At 50.7% G+C, this 18,056-nt stretch carries 20 protein-coding genes and 1 pseudogene; 10 read left to right on the top strand and 11 right to left on the bottom strand.

Features of this window, described 5'->3' with window-relative positions:
- Window positions 1–74 precede the first annotated feature (74 nt).
- Window positions 75–356, bottom strand: coding sequence for a helix-turn-helix transcriptional regulator (locus SJI19_RS05720; protein ID WP_323477296.1), 282 nt, complete (start codon window positions 354–356; stop codon window positions 75–77).
- A 640-nt stretch (window positions 357–996) separates the two neighbouring features.
- On the opposite strand from SJI19_RS05720, the gene SJI19_RS05715 reads away from it, so the two are divergent.
- Window positions 997–1,716, top strand: a complete 720-nt coding sequence (locus SJI19_RS05715; protein ID WP_323477295.1) for a helix-turn-helix transcriptional regulator — start codon at window positions 997–999, stop codon at window positions 1,714–1,716.
- Window positions 1,717–2,296: 580 nt separating this feature from the next.
- Here SJI19_RS05715 and SJI19_RS05710 read toward each other — a convergent pair.
- Both SJI19_RS05710 and SJI19_RS05705 read right to left on the bottom strand, forming a co-directional pair.
- A complete protein-coding gene (locus tag SJI19_RS05710) occupies window positions 2,297–2,572 on the bottom strand; it encodes a hypothetical protein (protein ID WP_323477294.1) in 276 nt (91 codons plus the stop codon).
- A gap of 89 nt (window positions 2,573–2,661) precedes the next feature.
- Window positions 2,662–2,893: pseudogene (locus SJI19_RS05705) on the bottom strand (transposase); the annotation flags it as partial.
- 63 nt (window positions 2,894–2,956) lie between these two features.
- Here SJI19_RS05705 and SJI19_RS05700 point away from each other — a divergent pair.
- The 9 genes from SJI19_RS05700 to SJI19_RS05660 all read left to right on the top strand — a co-directional run bounded on the left by SJI19_RS05700 (window position 2,957) and on the right by SJI19_RS05660 (window position 10,221).
- Window positions 2,957–3,184 (top strand): TraY domain-containing protein, encoded by a 228-nt coding sequence (locus SJI19_RS05700; RefSeq protein WP_323477293.1) that lies wholly within the window; start codon window positions 2,957–2,959, stop codon window positions 3,182–3,184.
- A gap of 34 nt (window positions 3,185–3,218) precedes the next feature.
- The gene (locus SJI19_RS05695) at window positions 3,219–3,434 is read left to right on the top strand and encodes a type II toxin-antitoxin system RelE/ParE family toxin (protein ID WP_323477292.1); all 216 of its coding nucleotides are present in this window, start codon (window positions 3,219–3,221) and stop codon (window positions 3,432–3,434) included.
- A 334-nt stretch (window positions 3,435–3,768) separates the two neighbouring features.
- Window positions 3,769–4,809, top strand: coding sequence for a phosphate ABC transporter substrate-binding protein PstS (pstS, locus tag SJI19_RS05690; protein WP_323477291.1), 1,041 nt, complete (start codon window positions 3,769–3,771; stop codon window positions 4,807–4,809).
- Between the two features lie 62 nt (window positions 4,810–4,871).
- On the top strand, window positions 4,872–5,831 hold the full coding sequence (gene pstC, locus SJI19_RS05685; RefSeq protein ID WP_323477290.1) for a phosphate ABC transporter permease PstC: 960 nt from the start codon (window positions 4,872–4,874) through the stop codon (window positions 5,829–5,831).
- Window positions 5,831–6,724, top strand: a complete 894-nt coding sequence (gene pstA, locus SJI19_RS05680) for a phosphate ABC transporter permease PstA (RefSeq protein ID WP_323477289.1) — start codon at window positions 5,831–5,833, stop codon at window positions 6,722–6,724. Before pstC ends, pstA begins: the two co-directional genes overlap by 1 nt.
- A 53-nt stretch (window positions 6,725–6,777) precedes the next feature.
- A complete protein-coding gene (gene pstB, locus SJI19_RS05675) occupies window positions 6,778–7,545 on the top strand; it encodes a phosphate ABC transporter ATP-binding protein PstB (RefSeq protein WP_323477327.1) in 768 nt (255 codons plus the stop codon).
- A 14-nt stretch (window positions 7,546–7,559) separates the two neighbouring features.
- Window positions 7,560–8,306: a phosphate signaling complex protein PhoU gene (gene phoU, locus SJI19_RS05670; protein WP_323477288.1), complete on the top strand. Its 747-nt coding sequence runs from the start codon at window positions 7,560–7,562 to the stop codon at window positions 8,304–8,306.
- Window positions 8,307–8,637: 331 nt separating this feature from the next.
- Window positions 8,638–8,901, top strand: a complete 264-nt coding sequence (locus SJI19_RS05665) for a helix-turn-helix domain-containing protein (RefSeq protein WP_323477287.1) — start codon at window positions 8,638–8,640, stop codon at window positions 8,899–8,901.
- Complete coding sequence (locus tag SJI19_RS05660) at window positions 8,902–10,221, top strand: type II toxin-antitoxin system HipA family toxin (protein WP_323477286.1); 1,320 nt, start codon at window positions 8,902–8,904, stop codon at window positions 10,219–10,221.
- Window positions 10,222–10,240: 19 nt separating this feature from the next.
- Here the strand turns inward: SJI19_RS05660 and yieH are convergent, their stop codons facing one another.
- The 8 genes from yieH to SJI19_RS05620 are packed head-to-tail and all read right to left on the bottom strand — an operon-like array spanning window position 10,241 to window position 18,045.
- Window positions 10,241–10,909 carry a 6-phosphogluconate phosphatase gene (gene yieH / locus SJI19_RS05655; RefSeq protein WP_323477285.1) on the bottom strand — a complete coding sequence of 223 codons (669 nt, stop codon included), beginning with the start codon at window positions 10,907–10,909 and terminating at the stop codon, window positions 10,241–10,243.
- A gap of 40 nt (window positions 10,910–10,949) precedes the next feature.
- On the bottom strand, window positions 10,950–12,179 hold the full coding sequence (locus SJI19_RS05650) for a beta-ketoacyl-ACP synthase (RefSeq protein WP_323477284.1): 1,230 nt from the start codon (window positions 12,177–12,179) through the stop codon (window positions 10,950–10,952).
- Window positions 12,176–12,907, bottom strand: coding sequence for a 3-ketoacyl-ACP reductase FabG2 (locus SJI19_RS05645; RefSeq protein ID WP_323477283.1), 732 nt, complete (start codon window positions 12,905–12,907; stop codon window positions 12,176–12,178). Before SJI19_RS05645 ends, SJI19_RS05650 begins: the two co-directional genes overlap by 4 nt.
- A 4-nt stretch (window positions 12,908–12,911) precedes the next feature.
- Complete coding sequence (locus SJI19_RS05640; protein WP_323477282.1) at window positions 12,912–13,409, bottom strand: 3-hydroxy-fatty acyl-ACP dehydratase; 498 nt, start codon at window positions 13,407–13,409, stop codon at window positions 12,912–12,914.
- Entirely contained in the window at window positions 13,409–14,575 is a 1,167-nt protein-coding gene (locus tag SJI19_RS05635) for a beta-ketoacyl-[acyl-carrier-protein] synthase family protein (RefSeq protein ID WP_323477281.1), read from the bottom strand. Before SJI19_RS05635 ends, SJI19_RS05640 begins: the two co-directional genes overlap by 1 nt.
- A gap of 2 nt (window positions 14,576–14,577) precedes the next feature.
- Entirely contained in the window at window positions 14,578–15,141 is a 564-nt protein-coding gene (locus SJI19_RS05630) for a DUF3261 domain-containing protein (RefSeq protein ID WP_323477280.1), read from the bottom strand.
- A complete protein-coding gene (locus SJI19_RS05625) occupies window positions 15,138–17,459 on the bottom strand; it encodes an MMPL family transporter (RefSeq protein ID WP_323477279.1) in 2,322 nt (773 codons plus the stop codon). The genes SJI19_RS05630 and SJI19_RS05625 overlap by 4 nt, the downstream gene beginning before the upstream one ends.
- Window positions 17,431–18,045, bottom strand: a complete 615-nt coding sequence (locus tag SJI19_RS05620; protein ID WP_323477326.1) for an outer membrane lipoprotein carrier protein LolA — start codon at window positions 18,043–18,045, stop codon at window positions 17,431–17,433. Before SJI19_RS05620 ends, SJI19_RS05625 begins: the two co-directional genes overlap by 29 nt.
- Window positions 18,046–18,056: the final 11 nt, after the last annotated feature.

The raw sequence follows: 18,056 nt of genomic DNA, 5'->3' as shown, positions 1-18,056 counted from the left end.
AAATAGGGGTTTTACAATAATTATACATTATGGCTAAACGAATAAAACATAAAAGCCTGATCGTATCTAACGGATCAACATTTAAAAAGGCTCAACCCTCGGCATCGACTCTTCCGTATCATTGCAAATCGGTCAATCATTTTCTCCTTGGCATCAAAATATCGGCTTGGCCAAATTTCTGCAGGATGGACTTCTAGTGCACTTGCGATAATATATTCACCCTTTGGCCATGGTCTAGATATTGTGTTAGACAATGTGCCAGAGCTCAATCCCACATTGCGGGATAAGGCGGCCATGGTCGTGCTTTTTCTCCGTAGAGCCGCAAAAATGTCTGCCCTATGCCAATCAACTTTCATAGTTCCTGTTGTCCTATGTGTAGATAGATATGTCTGATAAAGTTAGATCCTACCCATGCTTGAGTATGTTCACTTATTAGGGTTGATAAACATAATTTAAAATAGAAAGATCAAGTCAAAATTACTCTTGCTATGAGATGACATTATGGAAGATGGTAAATTTTGTAAACTGCTAAAAATTAGCATTGACAAATGAAAAATATCTAATTCATATATTGGCTTTTCCAGTATATTTTGATGTGCATGATATATCCAGGATGAATCCAACTGAACGTAGTTTATCAACAGCGATGGTTGACGCGGTCTTAACTCCAGAGGTTGCCAATATGAAAGGTGCACGCAACGCTTTAAGCTTCTATCTCACCGATTAATCGTAGTCCTTGTGTGGCAAGTTGGGATGACCGAGCCGATGTTGAACTGTCTCCGGTGTAACACATGATATTTTGTCATTGATTTATAAGTAAAAATAATAGAATAATCAAATAATAATAAATATAAGATTTATTACAATTTATTTAGCAGATAATATATGTTCAATTGCATGAAACTTTATGATAACGCATGACAATTTTCGGTATGAATAAAATTTATTTTGGTGTAGCCTTTTTGTAGTAAATATATTCATATTGAGGGGTGCGCTATGGAGAGCAAGTGTATGGACTTTTCAGTAAGTGAAGATGCAAAATTTCGTTCAACTTCGTATGATGCTTTAATTGCCTTTATGGAGCACTCCAATGAATTTTGGTACATAAAAGACCACGAACATAGATTTATTTACATTAATAATTACGCTATATATTACAGCGGCCTGCCTAAAGGGTATAATCCAGAAGGTAAATTGGACAGTGAGTGCCCCGCACCCTGGTCTGAGATTGCCGATGTGATACAGGCTAATGATAAGAATGTAATGGATAGTCAAAAAGTTATTCCAACCTTAATGACGTTTGTTTACGGTGGCAAGGAGCAACTCATCCAACCATTCATGGCTGATGTCACACCTTTGATTAAAAATGGTACATCCATCGGGGTGGTCGGTAGAGCAAAGAGACTTGAAATCTATTCGATGTACCATATGGAGAATAATCGTTCTCCAGAATCCTTATGTTTTGGTAATCCTACAGATCTATTTACTGACCGTGAGTTTGATGTCGTTTTTTTTGCCATGCAATCGTTAAGCGCCAAAGAAATAGCCAAGCGCCTTAAGGTATCACCCAATACAGTGAGTAAATATCTCCAATCCGTTTATGAAAAAATCGGCGTAAGTGCGTTAAGTCAGTTGATCGAATTTTGTAGAAACCAGGGTTATGACAAATATGTGCCTCATAAATTTATCATAACTCACCCTTATATGCCATTATAAGGGAGCTAATTTTTAGCATGAAAACTGACAGTGTCGTTTATAAAAACGCATATTCCTCGATGTTTGACCTGGTCACCAGCTTGTTGCCTAGCTCGGAAATGTCGCTCGATGCCGGGAAGCTATATCAAGCGCAAACATTTTAGTGTTTAGCACCACGGCGCTGACCCAACCGGTTAATAGCCCTAATCGCTGCGATGTTTAAGGATGGCCGCCGCCCGCGCCGCCGGAATGTCGATGGCTACCAACTGCTGCAGGGGTAAAGCGGAAGGCCCACCAAAAGGAACAAGCGTTGTCATAGTGGTCTATCCGGCGCAGCCGTCGTCTGTTTGTGTACACGGGATAAGGAGTGATTCTTAGCATTTGTTAGCAATTGATGGCGTCCCTCACGCCAGGTCTGCCATAAGACGATTTGAGTTGCCCCTTCTTTAGCATGAAGCCGCGTGACGGGCATCCCGCATAAAACCCTCAATCGACGGGAGAGGAAGACCGCCTTTAGACCGAGTCTGTTGTACTGATATCGCCGCACAAAGAATGCTATAAAAAACTCGGGGGCATCGTCAGCCTTATAACTTCCGTTAATCTACCGTTCGACTTCGGCCTGCAGCGCTGGCAATTCACGGAGTTTGTACATGATCCTAGGTGGCAATGCGCGCCGGTCACCTGCGACGGCGCTGTAATCGAGCTTGGGGTTCAGGTGGTCCGTCGTGTGGTATCCCTCGTCGCCTTCTGAGCTGGTTTCGGTCGTGATCAGCGCACGGCCCGAGGTATACTGCTCCAGCTGCGTATTACGGTGATTCCGACCACTGATTACGGTGATTCCGATCGCACTTTTCCCGCGCGCTTTTTCTCTCTTCATTTTTACCATATATTATTGTTTTTTAAAAATTTTATCATCTATTCACTCTTCAGTTCTATCCGGTGTCCATTGTGCATTAGCCGGTAATCAGTGGTCGGCAGGCGGCGGGGTATGCGGCCTTCCTGTTGCAAAAGGCATAACCATTTAAAGATAAGATTACTGCCAACGCTATTCTCACGGGCGATTTGGGACACATTGGCACCAGGCTGGGACGCCAATTCAACCATGTGAAGTTTATAATCATGGGATAAATTTTACGGGTTCACTACGCCAGTCGGTGGTTTTGGGTTTAAATAGGTGATATGTGGGAATAGTGTTCATTGCTTTACTGTAGGCCACGGCTAGTGTAGTTTGATGGTATACATGTATAGCAATATGAGATGAATGATGCTGGCTATTCGTTTACCCGATGATATAGAGAGCAGGCTCGCCAATCTGGCGAAAGTGACCGGTCGAACCAAAACATTCTATGCCCGCGAGGCTATCCTGGCGCATCTTGAGGATCTGGAGGACTACTATCTTGCGGCGGATACGGTTGCTCGTGTCAGGAGTGGCAAAGAGAAAACCCATCGTTCACAGGATGTGAGGCATTCCCTTGGTCTGGAGGATTGAATACACCGACTTTGCGCTGAAGGCGTTAAAAAAAATGGACAGACAGGCGGCAAAACGCATTGTTGATTATCTGGATAAGCGGATTGCTGACAGTGTCGATCCAAGGGCCGTGGGTAAACCCTTGAAAGGGGAACTTGGTGAGTTTTGGCGATACAGAGTGGGTGATTATCGTGTGCTTTGTGAGATCCGTGACCAAGAACTGGTCATTCTTGCGGCGACGATAGGCCATCGTCGCGAAGTGTATGACTAAAAAGTCATGCATGTAAGGGGGTAATGGCACAACCCTTTATGTCATGGCAATAGGAAGATTTTATCCCATATTGCGGCCTATATGGCATTTTGGTCAATGCGTTGGCCAACCTGCGTTCGCCAGTAGGCGTTATGCGCTATATTGGATTGTGCAGCGGGAACTCGGGGGCTTAAAAACAGTAAGAAATAGGCGGATGACCCATTAATTCCGCTGTCATAAAAATGTAATATTATTGACATGTCGCTGTAACCTGATTGCCCTATTTTCCCTCCTGCAGCTTTGATAATTGAAGAAAACGGCCTTGGGCCGAAATTAATATCCCACAGGAGGGATTATGAGACTGATGCATACCACCGTTGCCAGTGTTGTAGCAGCTACGTTCGCCCTGGCGAGTATTTCTTCGTTCGCTGCCGCAAGCCTGACCGGTGCCGGCGGCACATTCCCCGCCCCGGTATATGCTAAATGGGCCGATACCTATCAAAAAGAAACAGGTGTTAAAGTAAACTATCAGGGCATTGGTTCTTCTGGCGGCATAAAACAAATCATAGCCAATACCGTTGATTTTGGCGCGTCTGACGCCCCGTTAAGTAATGAAAAACTGAAAGAAGAAGGGTTATTTCAATTCCCTACGGTTATTGGCGGTGTGGTACTGGCCATCAATGTTCCAGGCATCAAAAGTGGCGAATTGACTCTTGATGGTCATACTCTGGGTGAAATTTATCTGGGTAACGTCAAAAAATGGAACGACCCGGCCATCACCAAGCTAAACCCAGGTCTGAAACTGCCCGATCAGAGTATTGCCGTGGTACGCCGCGCCGATGGTTCTGGTACCTCGTTCGTTTTCACCAGCTACCTGTCAAAAGTGAGCCCGACCTGGAAAGAAAAAGTCGGTGCCGGCACGACGGTGAACTGGCCGGTTGGCCTGGGCGGTAAAGGCAATGACGGTATTGCCGCGTTTGTTCAGCGTTTACCCGGTGCCATTGGTTATGTGGAATATGCCTACGCCAAACAAAACAAACTGGCCTACACTAAGCTGATTTCCGCCGACGGCAAGTCTGTTATGCCGACTGAGGATAACTTCAGTGCAGCGGCCAAGGGTGCGAACTGGAAAGAGTCCTTTGCTCAGGATTTAACTTATCAAAAAGGTGCCAATGCCTGGCCAATCACCTCCACCACCTTCATCATGATGCATACAACCCAGACCAAGCCTGAACAGGGCCGTGAAACTCTGAAGTTCTTTGATTGGGCATACAACCACGGCGCTAAAGAGGCTAACGCCCTTGATTACGCTACGTTGCCAAAAGAAGTGGTCACCCAGATTCGTGCTGCTTGGAAAGCAAATATTAAAGACAGTGACGGAAAAGCTCTATACTAAGCAAATGTGTATCATCCCTTCCCTGATGGGAAGGGATTACGGGCCCACTAAAAGAGTATTCTATGGCTGAAAATAAGCCGGCATTACATCCTCCCGGTAAACAAGGCGACCTGATATTTGGCACATTAGTCAGGCTGGCCGCACTGGTTACGCTACTGATGTTGGGTGGCATTATTGTTTCACTGTTTGTCGCCTCGTGGCCAAGTATTGAAAAATTCGGCTTCGCGTTTCTCTGGACCAAAGAATGGGATCCACCTGGAGAAAAATTTGGTGCGTTAGTTCCGATTTATGGCACTCTGGTTACCTCATTTATTGCGTTATTAATCGCCGTACCGGTGAGTTTCGGTATCGCGTTGTTTCTTACCGAGTTGGCGCCAAATTGGTTAAAACGCCCGCTTGGTGTGGCCATTGAACTGTTGGCTGCTATCCCCAGCATTGTTTACGGCATGTGGGGCCTGTTTGTGTTTGCTCCGTTATTTGCCAAATATTTCCAACAGCCGCTTGGCGACGTGATGTCGACCATTCCATTCATCGGTGTGTTGTTTTCTGGGCCGGCGTTTGGCATCGGTATTCTGGCTGCGGGCGTGATCTTGGCGATTATGATCATTCCTTATATTGCCGCCGTAATGCGTGATGTGTTTGAGCAGACGCCGGTACTGATGAAAGAGTCCGCCTATGGTATCGGTTGTACCACTTGGGAGGTGATCTGGCGTATTGTGCTGCCGTTTACTAAAAACGGCGTTATCGGCGGAGTAATGTTGGGGTTGGGGCGTGCTTTGGGCGAGACCATGGCGGTGACGTTCATTATCGGCAATACCAATCAGTTGGACACTATTTCGCTATTTGCGCCCGGCAACAGTATTACCTCTGCGTTGGCGAATGAGTTCGCCGAAGCGCAGGCCGGTTTGCATACCGCTGCACTGATGGAGCTGGGGTTAATTCTGTTTGTGATCACCTTTATCGTGCTGGCTTGTTCTAAGTTGATGATTATGCGTCTGGCGAAAAATGAGGGCTCTAAATAATGGCGAGTGTTGAGCACCAACTTACCCATACCCCCTCGCAGATGGAATCTCGGCGTAAAAAACAAGCCTGGCGCCGGCAAAAAAATCGCCTGGCGTTAGTGCTGTCCATGGCCACCATGGCGTTTGGTTTATTCTGGTTATGCTGGATTTTGCTGACCACCGTGAGTCGTGGATTTGACGGGATGTCGCTGGCCTTGTTTACCCAAATGACGCCACCACCCAATACCGCCGGTGGCGGGTTGGCTAATGCCTTGGCGGGCAGTGGTTTGATGATCCTTTGGGCCACCGTTTTAGGTACGCCGTTAGGCATTATGGCGGGGATCTATCTGGCGGAATATGGGCGTAAATCCTGGTTAGCGGAGTTGACTCGATTTATCAACGATATATTGCTATCCGCGCCGTCCATCGTGATAGGTTTGTTCGTTTATACGCTGATGGTAGCGAGAATGGAGCACTTTTCCGGCTGGGCCGGGGTGATTTCCCTGGCATTGTTACAGGTGCCCATCGTTATCCGTACCACAGAAAATATGATGCGCCTGGTTCCCGATACGCTGCGCGAAGCGGCCTATGCTCTGGGTACGCCGAAGTGGAAAATGATTTCCGCTATTACGCTAAAAGCATCGATGTCGGGGATTATCACCGGAGTATTATTGGCGGTAGCCAGGATTGCCGGTGAAACGGCGCCGTTGCTGTTTACCTCGCTCTCCAATCAGTTCTGGAGCACCGATTTAATGCAGCCCATCGCCAACTTGCCGGTGACTATATTTAAGTTCGCCATGAGCCCGTTCGCTGAGTGGCAACAGCTGGCCTGGGCTGGAGTCTTGTTGATAACACTGTGCGTGCTGTTATTAAACATTATCGCGCGGATTATTTTTGCTAATAAAACCTATTAAGCGTCAGACGCTGACGCGTCTTTGATTGAAAGAGAGAGTGTTGCATGAGCGGGATGAACCACGCCACCGACAGCAAAATAAAGGTACGCGACCTGAATTTTTATTATGGAAAATTCCACGCGTTGAAGAATATCAGTCTCGATATTGCCCGTAACCAGGTAACCGCGTTTATCGGTCCGTCCGGCTGTGGTAAATCCACCCTATTGCGTACCTTTAACAAGATGTATCAGCTTTATCCAGACCAGCGCGCTGAGGGTGAAATTTTGCTTGATGGCGAAAATATCCTGGCCGACAAGCGTGATGTGTCTTTGTTACGCGCCCGGGTGGGCATGGTCTTCCAGAAGCCGACACCTTTTCCTATGTCGATTTATGACAATATCGCCTTCGGGGTTCGGTTGTTCGAAAATATCTCGCGCAGCGAAATGGAAGAGCGGGTGCAGTGGTCGCTCACTAAGGCGGCGTTGTGGAATGAGACCAAGGATAAGCTTAATCAAAGTGGTTACAGTTTGTCCGGTGGCCAGCAGCAGCGTTTGTGTATCGCCCGGGGTATTGCCATTCGTCCGGACGTTTTATTGCTTGATGAACCTTGTTCCGCGTTGGACCCTATATCCACCGGGCGGATTGAGGAGCTGATTTCGGAATTGAAAACGGATTATACCGTAGTGATTGTCACGCATAATATGCAGCAAGCGGCGCGTTGCTCCGATCACACGGCATTTATGTATCTTGGCGAGCTTATCGAATTCAGCGATACGGACAGTATTTTCACCGCGCCGAAGAATAAGCAGACTGAAGATTATATTACTGGCCGCTATGGTTAATAACGGGACATATCATGGAAAACCTGAATTTAAATAAGCATATTTCCGGCCAGTTTAATGCCGAGCTGGAGCATATTCGTACCCAAGTGATGGCTATGGGCGGTATGGTGGAGCAACAGCTCATCGACGCTATCAGCGCTATGCATAATCAAGATGAGGAACTGGCCAAGCGGGTGGTGGCCGGTGATGCTAAGGTTAATGCTATGGAGGTGGCCATTGATGAAGCCTGCGTGCGCATCATTGCCAAGCGTCAGCCGACCGCCAGCGATTTGCGTTTGGTGATATCCATTATCAAAACCATTTCCGAGTTGGAGCGTATTGGCGATGGCGCTGATAAAATCTGCCGCACGGCGCTGGAAAAATACTCTCAGCAGCATTTGCCGATGCTGGTTAGCCTGGAATCCTTGGGGCGTCATACTGTGCAAATGCTGCATGACGTGTTGGATGCGTTTGCACGCATGGATTTGGATGAGGCCATCCGTATCTATCGCGAAGATAAAAAAGTCGATCAGGAATATGAGGGCATCGTTCGTCAGTTGATGACTTACATGATGGAAGATCCCCGCACGATTCCTAGCGTGTTAACTGCACTGTTTTGTGCCCGTTCCATCGAACGTATCGGTGACCGCTGCCAAAACATTTGCGAGTACATTTTTTACTTCGTCAAAGGTCAGGATTTCCGCCATGTGGGCGGTGATGCATTGGAAACGTTGCTGAGCGGCAAAGAGAGTACGCCACCGGCAATAGACCCCGCCGAATAAAGTCCCGCGCCCCATCAGGCGATGTCCCGCCGCCGGATCACGGTGATTTGCGGGGCGTCGCTTTATAAACAGTCCCCCGCATTTACACGCTACAGCAGGTATATTAAATTTGCCTGCTGTAGCGTGTAAACATAACCCGCCTCGACGACAATTCCCAGCGTCTGCAGTTAGCACATTACAGTTTACACGCTATAGCGTGTAGTTTGATTTTACACGCTATAGCGTGTAAAATTATTGTTGGTGTCATTGCGGGTACAGTGAATCTCATATTGACGTCCGATCCGTAGAGAAGGTCTTGACAGCGTGCGGTTAAAAGATGGGAGCCATATCAATGAAACTTACCTCCGCAAAGCAGCTGGGTATTGTTATTAAGGATTGCCGAAAGCAAAAAAATACCACGCAAATGGATGTCGCACAGAAAATCGGCATTAGGCAAGATACCGTCTCGAAGTTTGAGATAGCGACAGCGTCGGCAAAAATGGAAACACTGTTTAAAATATTGGCCGCATTGGATCTGGAACTGCATATTGAACCGAGAAACCATCAGGAAATAGCTGAGCCTGATGCTAAAACCGAATGGAAAGAGGAGTGGTAAATGGATTTTCTAAATATCTATATGAATGGATACCTTGTCGGGCGGTTAAAGCAAAAAACCAATGGTAGTCATTGGTTTATTTATGAAAAAACGTGGCTTGAAACCACGGGAGCGCGGCCAATATCCTTATCATTGCCCTTAAAATCGGGCGCCTATAAAGGTGCAGAGGTGATAAATTTTTTTGATAATCTATTACCTGACAATCGGCAAATTCGTGAACGGATAGTGGCCCGTTATCAGGCGCGCTCCACTCAGCCTTATGATTTATTATTTGAAATTGGTCGGGATTGTATTGGGGCATTGCAGCTTATCCCTGGCAACTTACCGACGCCCGATATTCACAAAGTTGAAGCGAAGTTGCTTGATACCGAGGGCTTTATTCGAATAATAAACGGTTATAAAAATGACATCCCGCTCGGCATGCTTAAACAAGAGGATGATTTTCGGATCTCAATCGCCGGTGCTCAGGAGAAAACCGCCTTATTGTACCAGCAAGGGAACTGGTTTGTGCCGCATGGCGCGACGCCCACCACGCATATCATTAAACTGCCTATAGGAATCATACCAAGCCACTCGCATACTCTGGATTTACGCGATAGCGTAGAAAATGAGTGGTTGTGTATGCTGGTTGCACGAGAATTCGGTTTTGCCGTGCCGGACTGTCAAATGATAACCATTGGTGATTCAAAGGTCTTATCGGTCGCACGTTTCGACCGTAGACCGGCTGCAGACGGCACGTGGATTATACGATTACCGCAGGAGGACTTTTGTCAGGTATTAAATATTCCTTCTGCCAGGAAATATGAAAGTGACGGTGGTCCGGGCATTAGCGATATTATGGCGGTATTGTTGGGTTCGGATAATGTTGAACAAGACCGGGAGACGTTTATGCGCAGTCAGGTGTTATTTTGGCTGTTGGCGGCGAGCGATGGTCATGCGAAAAATTTCTCGGTTTATATCGGGCCAAACGGTGGATATACGTTAACTCCTTTGTACGACATCATGTCGTGTTATCCGATGATTGGGGGGCAGGGGGTGGCGAAGCAAGATATTAAAATGGCCATGAGCTTGGCATCATCGAAAGGTCAAAACCGAAAAAATTTATGGCATAGATTATTTCCGCGTCACTTTATCGCCACCGCCAGAAGCGTAGGGTTTAGTGTTGATCGCATGAAAAGCATTTTACTTGCTTTTCAGGAGCAAACGCCCGCCGTATTACAACGGGTCGTTGAACAATTGCCTGCGGATTTTCCCGAACATATCAGCAAACCTATCTTGGCCGGTATCGCCAATAATGCTAACCGGCTGGGGTATCTGTGATATTTCCCGTGAAGGGAAATTAACCCTCGGTAAGAGACCACCCTTTCTGACGCCATAATTCAGGCAGTTGTGCCATCTGGTCGAAGCGGGTGACCAGCGGATGGTTGATGGGTGGGTTGTGCGGATCCGCGCAGTAGTAAAATACCGGAATACCGGCGGCAATGCCCGCCTGGGTGCCGGAAACTGAATCTTCAACTAAAATACAGCGTTCCACCGGTATGCCTAATTCGGCAACGGCGTGATAGATTACCGCGGGGTCGGGTTTCCAACGGCCCACGTCGTAACCGCTATAAAGATGCTCCTGAAAGAACGGCAACAGTTCCGCCAGGCCGAGAGAATGATGCATCTTGCTCACCGGCCCGTTGGAGACCACCGCGATAGGCACGATGATCTGCTGCAGGAGCTCACGAACGCCGTCGATAGGCACCAAGCGTTCATCAAACAACTGTGCAACTTCGGCACGGTATTCGGCTTCCAGGATATCCACCTGTTGGTTCAGGCCTTGTTCGGCTTTCATTCGATCGATGATTTCATAGAGTTTGACCCCTTTAAACGTTTTGATCGCCTGCTCAAGCGTCAGCAAAATACCATATTTGCGAAATACTCTCACATAGGCTTCGCAACAGAGGATCTCGCTGTCCACCAGCGTGCCGTCACAGTCAAATAACACACATGAAATATCGGTCATTACCTCAGTTCCTTATAACAGCATAAATAGCATGAAGCGGTTAAGCCCAACGCCGTATAACCAGTGACGTATTGATACCACCAAAGGCAAAATTATTAGACTGCAGATATTCTGTATCAATATGTCGTATTTCGCCGGTGATGTAGTCAAGATCGCCGCAGTGAGGGTCGGGGTGAACCAGATTTAATGTCGGCGCGAACCAGCCTTCGCGCATCATTTCCAGACCCATCCAGGCCTCCAGTGCGCCACAGGCACCAAGCGTATGGCCGAAATAACTTTTCAGCGATGAGATAGGGGTCTGGTTGCCAAACAACGCGGCGGTCGCCTGGCTTTCGGCAATATCGCCTCGTTCAGTGGCGGTGCCGTGTGCACTGATATAACCAATATCACTGGTGGTCAGGCCGGCGTTGTGCAACGCCATGGCCATGCAGATTTGCATCGTGGACTGCTGTGGCTGGGTGATATGGCTTGCGTCACAATTGGTGGCAAAACCTACCACCTCGCCATAAATGGTTGCGCCTCTGGCCTGGGCGTAAGACAGATCTTCCAACACTAAGGTGCCGGCACCCTCGCCGATGACCAGCCCATCACGATCCCGGTCAAAGGGGGATGGCGTTAATTTTGGTGAGTCGTTGAGCTGGCTGGTGGCGAAAAGCGTATCGAATGCCGCTGCTTCCGAGGGGCACAACTCCTCAGCCCCACCGGCCACCATGATCGTTTGGTAACCGTGTTTAATCGCCTCATAGGCGTAACCGATGGCTTGGCTACCCGAGGTACAGGCACTAGAGGTGGGAATGACCCGTCCGGTTAATCCAAAGAATAGCCCGGCGTTTACCGCCGTGGTATGGGGCATCATCTGTACATAGGTGGTGCCGGTAATATTGTTGGTGTGCTTTTCCGTCAGCATGGTGGCAAAGTCGCTGATGGGTTTGGTGCTGCCCGTGGAGGATCCGTAGGCAATACCGGTTTGCCCGCCGGTCAGTATCGGATCGCCAATAAGCCCAGCCTGTTCCAGCGCCAGTTCGCAGGCACGGGTAGCCAGCAACGAGACGCGCCCCATTGAACGAATGCGCTTGCGGGTGTAGTGCTCCGGCAGGATGAATCGTGGCAGTGGCGCGGCTAATAGGGTGTTCAGGCCCTCGAATTCGCGCCACTCGGGCATGCTGATTACCGCGTTTTCCCTGCGTTTCAGGCCCGCCGATACGCTTGACCAGTTTTCCCCAAGCGCCGTGATGCCGCCCATACCGGTAATAACCACGCGCCGGTTCATAACATGCCTCCATTAATGGATATGACCTGTCGGGTGACATAACCTGCAATGTCCGACATTAGGTAGCTGGCAAGGCCCGCCACTTCTTCCGCTTGCCCCATGCGTTGCATGGGGATCATGCTCATTGCTTGGGTTAAGGCGCTCTCTTCAAGATTAACCATACTGGTATCAATTAACCCAGGCGCAATACAGTTAACGGTGATACGACGTTTTGCCAGTTCCACGGCCAGTGCTTTGGTGGCGCCGATAATACCCGCTTTAGCGGCACTGTAGTTAACCTGTCCACGATTGCCGGCCAGGCCTGCCACGGACGAGAGCGTAATGATCCGCCCGCCCTGACGCAGGCCGATCATTGGCATCACACAAGGATGCAGGACATTATAAAAACTGTCGAGGTTGGTATGGATAACGCTATCCCACTGATCTTCACTCAGTGCGGGGAACGCGCCGTCACGGGTGATGCCGGCATTACTGATAACGCCGTAATAAGCACCATTGGCATCAATGTCAGCGATTATTGCCTGGTGGCACGCGGTGCGATCGGCAACATCAAACTGTATCAGCCGACCCTGGCCGCCCAACGCGAAAATGTGTTGCAGGGTGTGTTCTGCTCCGGCGCAATCGTGATGATAATGAACAATTGCCTCAAAGCCATCCTGCGCCAGCCGGCAGGCAATGGCCTGGCCGATGCCTTTGCTGGCTCCGGTCACCAATACCGAGCGTGTCATCTGGTTAATCCTTTAATAATTGAAAAATTTCATTTTCATCGGTCTGGTAGGTGGTCAACCTACCGGTGGCGAGAATGTCCTCGTCTTGCTGTATCACGCAGTCAAAGCTGCCGATACGTTCGTCTTGCAATAACAGACTGATGCTGATGTCCAGCACACTGTCGGCGTTGAAGAACGGGCGTACACAGTGTAGCGCCCTGGCGCCTAATAGCAGACCGGCGCGCGGCGGCTCTCCCCGGTGGCGACCGTGCCAGCCGGACCAGACGCCAACAGTTTGTGCCATCATCTCGATGGCATACCATCCCGGCAGGTGTCCATCAAGGGTCAGAAACGGTCCCATGACGCCGGTATCATTAAGGGTCACACGGCAGCGCGCGTGGTCGACGCCGATATCGCATACTTGTTCGAGCAGTATCATCGGTGCCGCGTGGGGCAGGTAGTGGCCGGGTGAGCAATAACACGTTTTACCGCTCACCTTAGCATTGTGCGTTGACTCAGCCATCAATGGTCTCCCAGGATCAGGCAGGTATTGTTACCGCCAAAGGCGAATGAGTTGGACATAATGAAACGCCGCTCAAGCCGGCCGGGCGCGGTCAGCAGACCACAATCCGCCAGGCCGCCGTCAAGCGTCGCATCGGTAAAGTCCTGTGGCGGCAAAGGGATATCCTGGGTCAGGCATAACCAGGCGAGCGCCGCTTCAATGGCGCCGGCGGCACCCAAGGTATGGCCGGTCAGATGTTTAGTGGAACTACAGGGTACCCGATTGCCAAACAGCTGATGTATCACCTTGGCTTCAATGTGGTCGTTAAGCTCGGTGGCGGTACCGTGCAGATTAATATAACCGATATCCGCCGCGTTCAGCCTGGCGTCCATCAGGGCCATCTGAATGGCGCGAATGGCGCCGCTGCCCTCTGGATGCGGCGCGGACATATGCCAGGCATCGGATGATTCGCCGATTCCGCGCAGGGCGATATCATGAGGCTCTCTGGTCAACAGCAATAGGGCGGCGCCCTCACCGATGCTGATACCGTCACGTTCAGCGCTAAAGGGGCGGCAGCGGTTAGCGGATAGGGATTCTAAGCTGTCAAAACCATTGATTGGCATGCGGCTCAGGCTGTCGGCACCGCCGACAATCGCGACATCCGCCATACCGGTTTCGATCAGCCGTCGTCCGCTGATAATCGCTCGGGCGCTAGAAGAGCAGGCGGTTGAAAGGGTATAAGATGGCCCGTTCAACGCCAGGTAAGCACTCAAAAAACGTGCCGGATCCCCCAGTTCTTGCATGTGATAATGATAGCCCGGCAAGGTCTGTCCTCGCTGGCATGCGCTGACCAACTGGTCACTTTCATCCAGTCCGGAGGTACTGGTGCCGAGCACCACGGCTACCCGATCGGCACCATAGGCGGCGATGGTCCGATCCACCGGGTCGCGGATCTGCGCCAGCGCGCCTAGCAGTAGTCGGTTATTGCGGCTATCGTGGCGGCTTAAGGCAGCGGGCACCGCTGGGAGCTTGGCGGTGACTTCGCCCAGCCAACAGGGACGTTGCTGTAACAGGCGACTGTGGTTGATCCTCATGCCTGGCGCATAACCACGGCTAAGATTGACGGCAATTTCCGCCATATCATTACCCAATGCATTCAGCATGCCCACTGCGGAAATTGAGATCATGGTTAGTCGTCCAGGTGCTGTATGACAATGTGGTAATGAAAGACCCGATTGTCCAGGCTAACCGGCTGCCTTTTGCCGGCAACCCTCGCGTAGGTGATTTCGGTAATGATATCGCCCGCCGGATCGGACAAGAGGCGCCGGTCGCCTTCATCGACTAAGGTCCAGTGTGCCGGCAAGACGGTGTGCCATGCCGCTAATGGCCAGTAAATCAGCATAATATCCGCCAGTACCTGACCGGCGGGTGGCAGTTGTGGCAACACCATGGATTGAACGGTATGAATGCCTTGCTGGTCATAGGTCAAGGTAAACAAGCGAATACCCAGCGAGGACAATCCTACCAGCGTCAATTGTTGCTGATCGGCATTGAGCAATACCAGCAACGATTGTTGGTGCCCTCGCACCGTGGCGGTCAATAGCTGTTGTTCACTGATGGTCGGGTCGATTTCGGGCATCGGCAGTCGGACCGATATACCGGGTTTTAACCAGGCTGATGGTGTTTTGGGGGTGCTGGCACAGGCCGTTAGCAGCATCATAACCAGCAGGGACATCAAGGGTAGCACTCTCATGAATCATTCTCCCGCGTCTGCGGCAAGGCCAACGGCGATAAAATATAGGCGGTGAATATGCCGCTGCATAATACGATCCCAAAGCTACTGATGGCTTGAGTATGGCTGAAAACCAGCATGCCCAGCGTCAGCGAGGTCGTCATTACCGCCAGGGTGACTGCGAGCATCGACGTGGTGGGGGTGCCGCGCGGGTTGGCAAAAAATAGCGGGTAGTTAATACCGATCCCCATGACCAGTACCAGAGCCAGCATGGAAAATAGATTCAGCACATGCCCGCTCCAGGCCAGCGCCGAGAGGCCAGCCCCCAGGGACAGTACCGTCGGGACAAAACTTAACAGACCTTGCCGCCATCCTTGCCGCACGATAAAACTCAGGGCAACCACCGCTAGCGAGATCAGTAACAGCACCCCGAGCTTGTGGCGATAGGACGCAAATAGACGATCGAAATCCATTTTACGATCAACCCAGCCGACGCCGGGATGCGTCTGCGCGAGGTACTGCAATGCTTGGCTATGCGTTACGCCGCTTACCGGTATCAGCACCGCGCTTTGCCCTGAGGGTAGCGACAACCATAACAACCGCCAGCCCTCGCTCACCACGCTGTGCAGCCAGGTAGTGGGTGTGACCGGCATCGCGTTAAGATCAGGGTTTATCGTATCCACGCCGATTTTCCGCAGTTGAGCCGTTATCGTGGGGGCCGCCTGGGTTAACAATAACCGATCCTGGTTCTGACGTTCCAATGAGGATAAGGGCAGCAGACGATACTGGCTAAGCCATCCCTTGGTTTGCGCCTCGGCCAATGCGGGAGCCAAACGTTCCATGCGTTGCAAGGTTTGTTCCGCACTGGCACCGGTTACCACAAACCATTTCTGATCTGATTCCTGTCCGGACAGGTGGGTAATTTGCTGCTCCTGATGATGAATGTTCTCCGGCAAAGACTGCAGTTCGGCGATATCGTCACTCACCCGTAGCTGCATTAACCCCGAGATAATAAACAGGGTCATGATCAGGGGTATGCCATAACGCACTGATTTCCGGTGTTGCCAGGCGTGCAGCCAGGCGCGCAGTACCGATAATGCCGGTACCGGTCGAACCGGCAGACGACCCACCAATAGGGGATACCAGCATATTACCGTCAGACAGGCAGCAATCAGACCGGTGGCGGCGAACACTGATAGTTGTCGCAAGCCGGGAAACGGGGCCAGCATCATAATCAAATAGGCCGCCACGGTGGTTGCCAAGGCTGATAACAGTGCCGGCAACACCTTGCGCAGGCTGGTTATTGGGCTGTTTTGCCGCCCGTGAATCAGCCGTTCGGTGAGGTAATAGAGCGTATAGTCGGCAGAAATACCGACAATACTGATACTCATAACCAGCGTCATCAGGTGCAATTCACCAAACAGCAGCAGGCAGGCTACGGTCCCCGCCAGTGCGCCGACCGCCACTGATAAAGCGCAGCAGGCCAGGGGCAGTAGTGAGCGAAACACCAGCCCGACCAGCAGCAGTACGCCGATAACCGTTGCCAGACCAAGTGTTGAGATGTCGTGTTTGGCCTGCTGGCTGGCGTGATCGCTATAAAACAACGTGCCGCGCGATAAAATCTGGGTTCCTGGCCAGCGGGTTTTAAGCTGTTGGGCTAACGTCTCCAACTCGGTTACCACGCGATGGGCCGAATGCATATCATAGGAGGAGGCTGCCAGTTCCCCATGCAGCAGGTACCAATCACGGCCCTGTTTATCTCGGCTCATTAGCCAGCCGTTTTGCAACGTCAGCTTGCCGGCGCTCTGTTGTAAGGCTATCTGCGCGCCCCGCACCAATAATAGCGGGTCGTGCCGTAACTCACCGCCACCAACCCCGGCAAAAGCGGAATAGAGCTGTGCGGTTATCCAATCGGCCTGGGCGTTGCCGCCTTGACTCAGGCGCGCACGGGTTGCTGCATCGAGCATTCCATTGCGGTGTTGAAAATAAAACGCGGCCCATTGCCGTTGCTGCTCTTCGGTCATCACCCCTTTAACTGTACCCATACCGGGAACGGTGGTCAGCTGTTGTGCCCATTCGTCCACCGGTTGCAGACCTTGTCCTGGCGCGGGGCTGACCATCCACACCAATTGGCGATCGAGGCGCTGCATAAAACCGTCATAAATTTCCGGCGACAACTGGTCCATGGCTTGTCGGGGCAGCAACGCCAAAACGCTACTGTTAATTTGGCTACGCGGCAGCATGACGGCCAACGCCAGCAGCAAACCCAGGCAGACGGCTAGCCAGGCGGCAGCGCAGCGCAGGGAAAATTTACTGAATAAAACGCTGTTGTTCGTCATGGCTCAGAAGTTTAGGTTCGGTGTGCTGTTGGCTGAAAGTGATGGCGGTACGATCGCCCTGTTTGTCATCGAGCTGAATATGTTCAAGATAGGTGTGGCCCGTCAGGGTGATGGCGGTAAATAATTTGTCCAGTGGTGAGGCCTTAGGTATGAGTACCAATTGCCAGTTATCCTGTCCCTTATCGGTAAACGTTAGCGTGAAATTTTGTTCCAGCACGGCGCGATCGGCCTGGAACAGGGCGCGTAGCAGGTGGTTAAAGCGAAACATTTGTGGGTTGCCCTCGGCGGTTATCACCTCGGGTGGCTGATTGCCGGTAATTTGTACCATCCGGCTATCATTGAGGATCAGCGTCAGCGTAAAGGGCTGTTGTTGTTGCCACCACAGTCCTTTGTCCCGGGATATCAGCAGTTCGCCGGAGGAGCGCAACGGATGTGTTATGCCACTAATGGTGCGTTGCTGGTCAAAATGAGCGCGTACCACCGGTTGATGGGCAAAGCGTTGCTGCAGATCGTCAAGCGTGAGCGCGTGGGCCTGGTTTACCAAGGTTAGCGTTGCCACCAGCGCCAGCAGCAGTGTGGTCGGCATGACGGAAAATA

Origin of the sequence: Acerihabitans sp. TG2, assembly GCF_035013185.1 — a bacterium.
Classification (GTDB): domain Bacteria; phylum Pseudomonadota; class Gammaproteobacteria; order Enterobacterales; family Enterobacteriaceae; genus Acerihabitans.
This window is presented reverse-complemented; position numbering and strand designations above follow the sequence as displayed.

Coding starts and splice junctions, on each gene's coding strand:
- SJI19_RS05720 (WP_323477296.1), bottom strand. CDS start 356: ATGAAAGTTGATTGGCATAGGGCAGACATTTTTGCGGCTCTACGGAGA.
- SJI19_RS05715 (WP_323477295.1), top strand. CDS start 997: ATGGAGAGCAAGTGTATGGACTTTTCAGTAAGTGAAGATGCAAAATTT.
- SJI19_RS05710 (WP_323477294.1), bottom strand. CDS start 2,572: ATGAAGAGAGAAAAAGCGCGCGGGAAAAGTGCGATCGGAATCACCGTA.
- SJI19_RS05700 (WP_323477293.1), top strand. CDS start 2,957: ATGATGCTGGCTATTCGTTTACCCGATGATATAGAGAGCAGGCTCGCC.
- SJI19_RS05695 (WP_323477292.1), top strand. CDS start 3,219: ATGGACAGACAGGCGGCAAAACGCATTGTTGATTATCTGGATAAGCGG.
- pstS (WP_323477291.1), top strand. CDS start 3,769: ATGAGACTGATGCATACCACCGTTGCCAGTGTTGTAGCAGCTACGTTC.
- pstC (WP_323477290.1), top strand. CDS start 4,872: ATGGCTGAAAATAAGCCGGCATTACATCCTCCCGGTAAACAAGGCGAC.
- pstA (WP_323477289.1), top strand. CDS start 5,831: ATGGCGAGTGTTGAGCACCAACTTACCCATACCCCCTCGCAGATGGAA.
- pstB (WP_323477327.1), top strand. CDS start 6,778: ATGAACCACGCCACCGACAGCAAAATAAAGGTACGCGACCTGAATTTT.
- phoU (WP_323477288.1), top strand. CDS start 7,560: ATGGAAAACCTGAATTTAAATAAGCATATTTCCGGCCAGTTTAATGCC.
- SJI19_RS05665 (WP_323477287.1), top strand. CDS start 8,638: ATGAAACTTACCTCCGCAAAGCAGCTGGGTATTGTTATTAAGGATTGC.
- SJI19_RS05660 (WP_323477286.1), top strand. CDS start 8,902: ATGGATTTTCTAAATATCTATATGAATGGATACCTTGTCGGGCGGTTA.
- yieH (WP_323477285.1), bottom strand. CDS start 10,909: ATGACCGATATTTCATGTGTGTTATTTGACTGTGACGGCACGCTGGTG.
- SJI19_RS05650 (WP_323477284.1), bottom strand. CDS start 12,179: ATGAACCGGCGCGTGGTTATTACCGGTATGGGCGGCATCACGGCGCTT.
- SJI19_RS05645 (WP_323477283.1), bottom strand. CDS start 12,907: ATGACACGCTCGGTATTGGTGACCGGAGCCAGCAAAGGCATCGGCCAG.
- SJI19_RS05640 (WP_323477282.1), bottom strand. CDS start 13,409: ATGGCTGAGTCAACGCACAATGCTAAGGTGAGCGGTAAAACGTGTTAT.
- SJI19_RS05635 (WP_323477281.1), bottom strand. CDS start 14,575: ATGATCTCAATTTCCGCAGTGGGCATGCTGAATGCATTGGGTAATGAT.
- SJI19_RS05630 (WP_323477280.1), bottom strand. CDS start 15,141: ATGAGAGTGCTACCCTTGATGTCCCTGCTGGTTATGATGCTGCTAACG.
- SJI19_RS05625 (WP_323477279.1), bottom strand. CDS start 17,459: ATGACGAACAACAGCGTTTTATTCAGTAAATTTTCCCTGCGCTGCGCT.
- SJI19_RS05620 (WP_323477326.1), bottom strand. CDS start 18,045: ATGCCGACCACACTGCTGCTGGCGCTGGTGGCAACGCTAACCTTGGTA.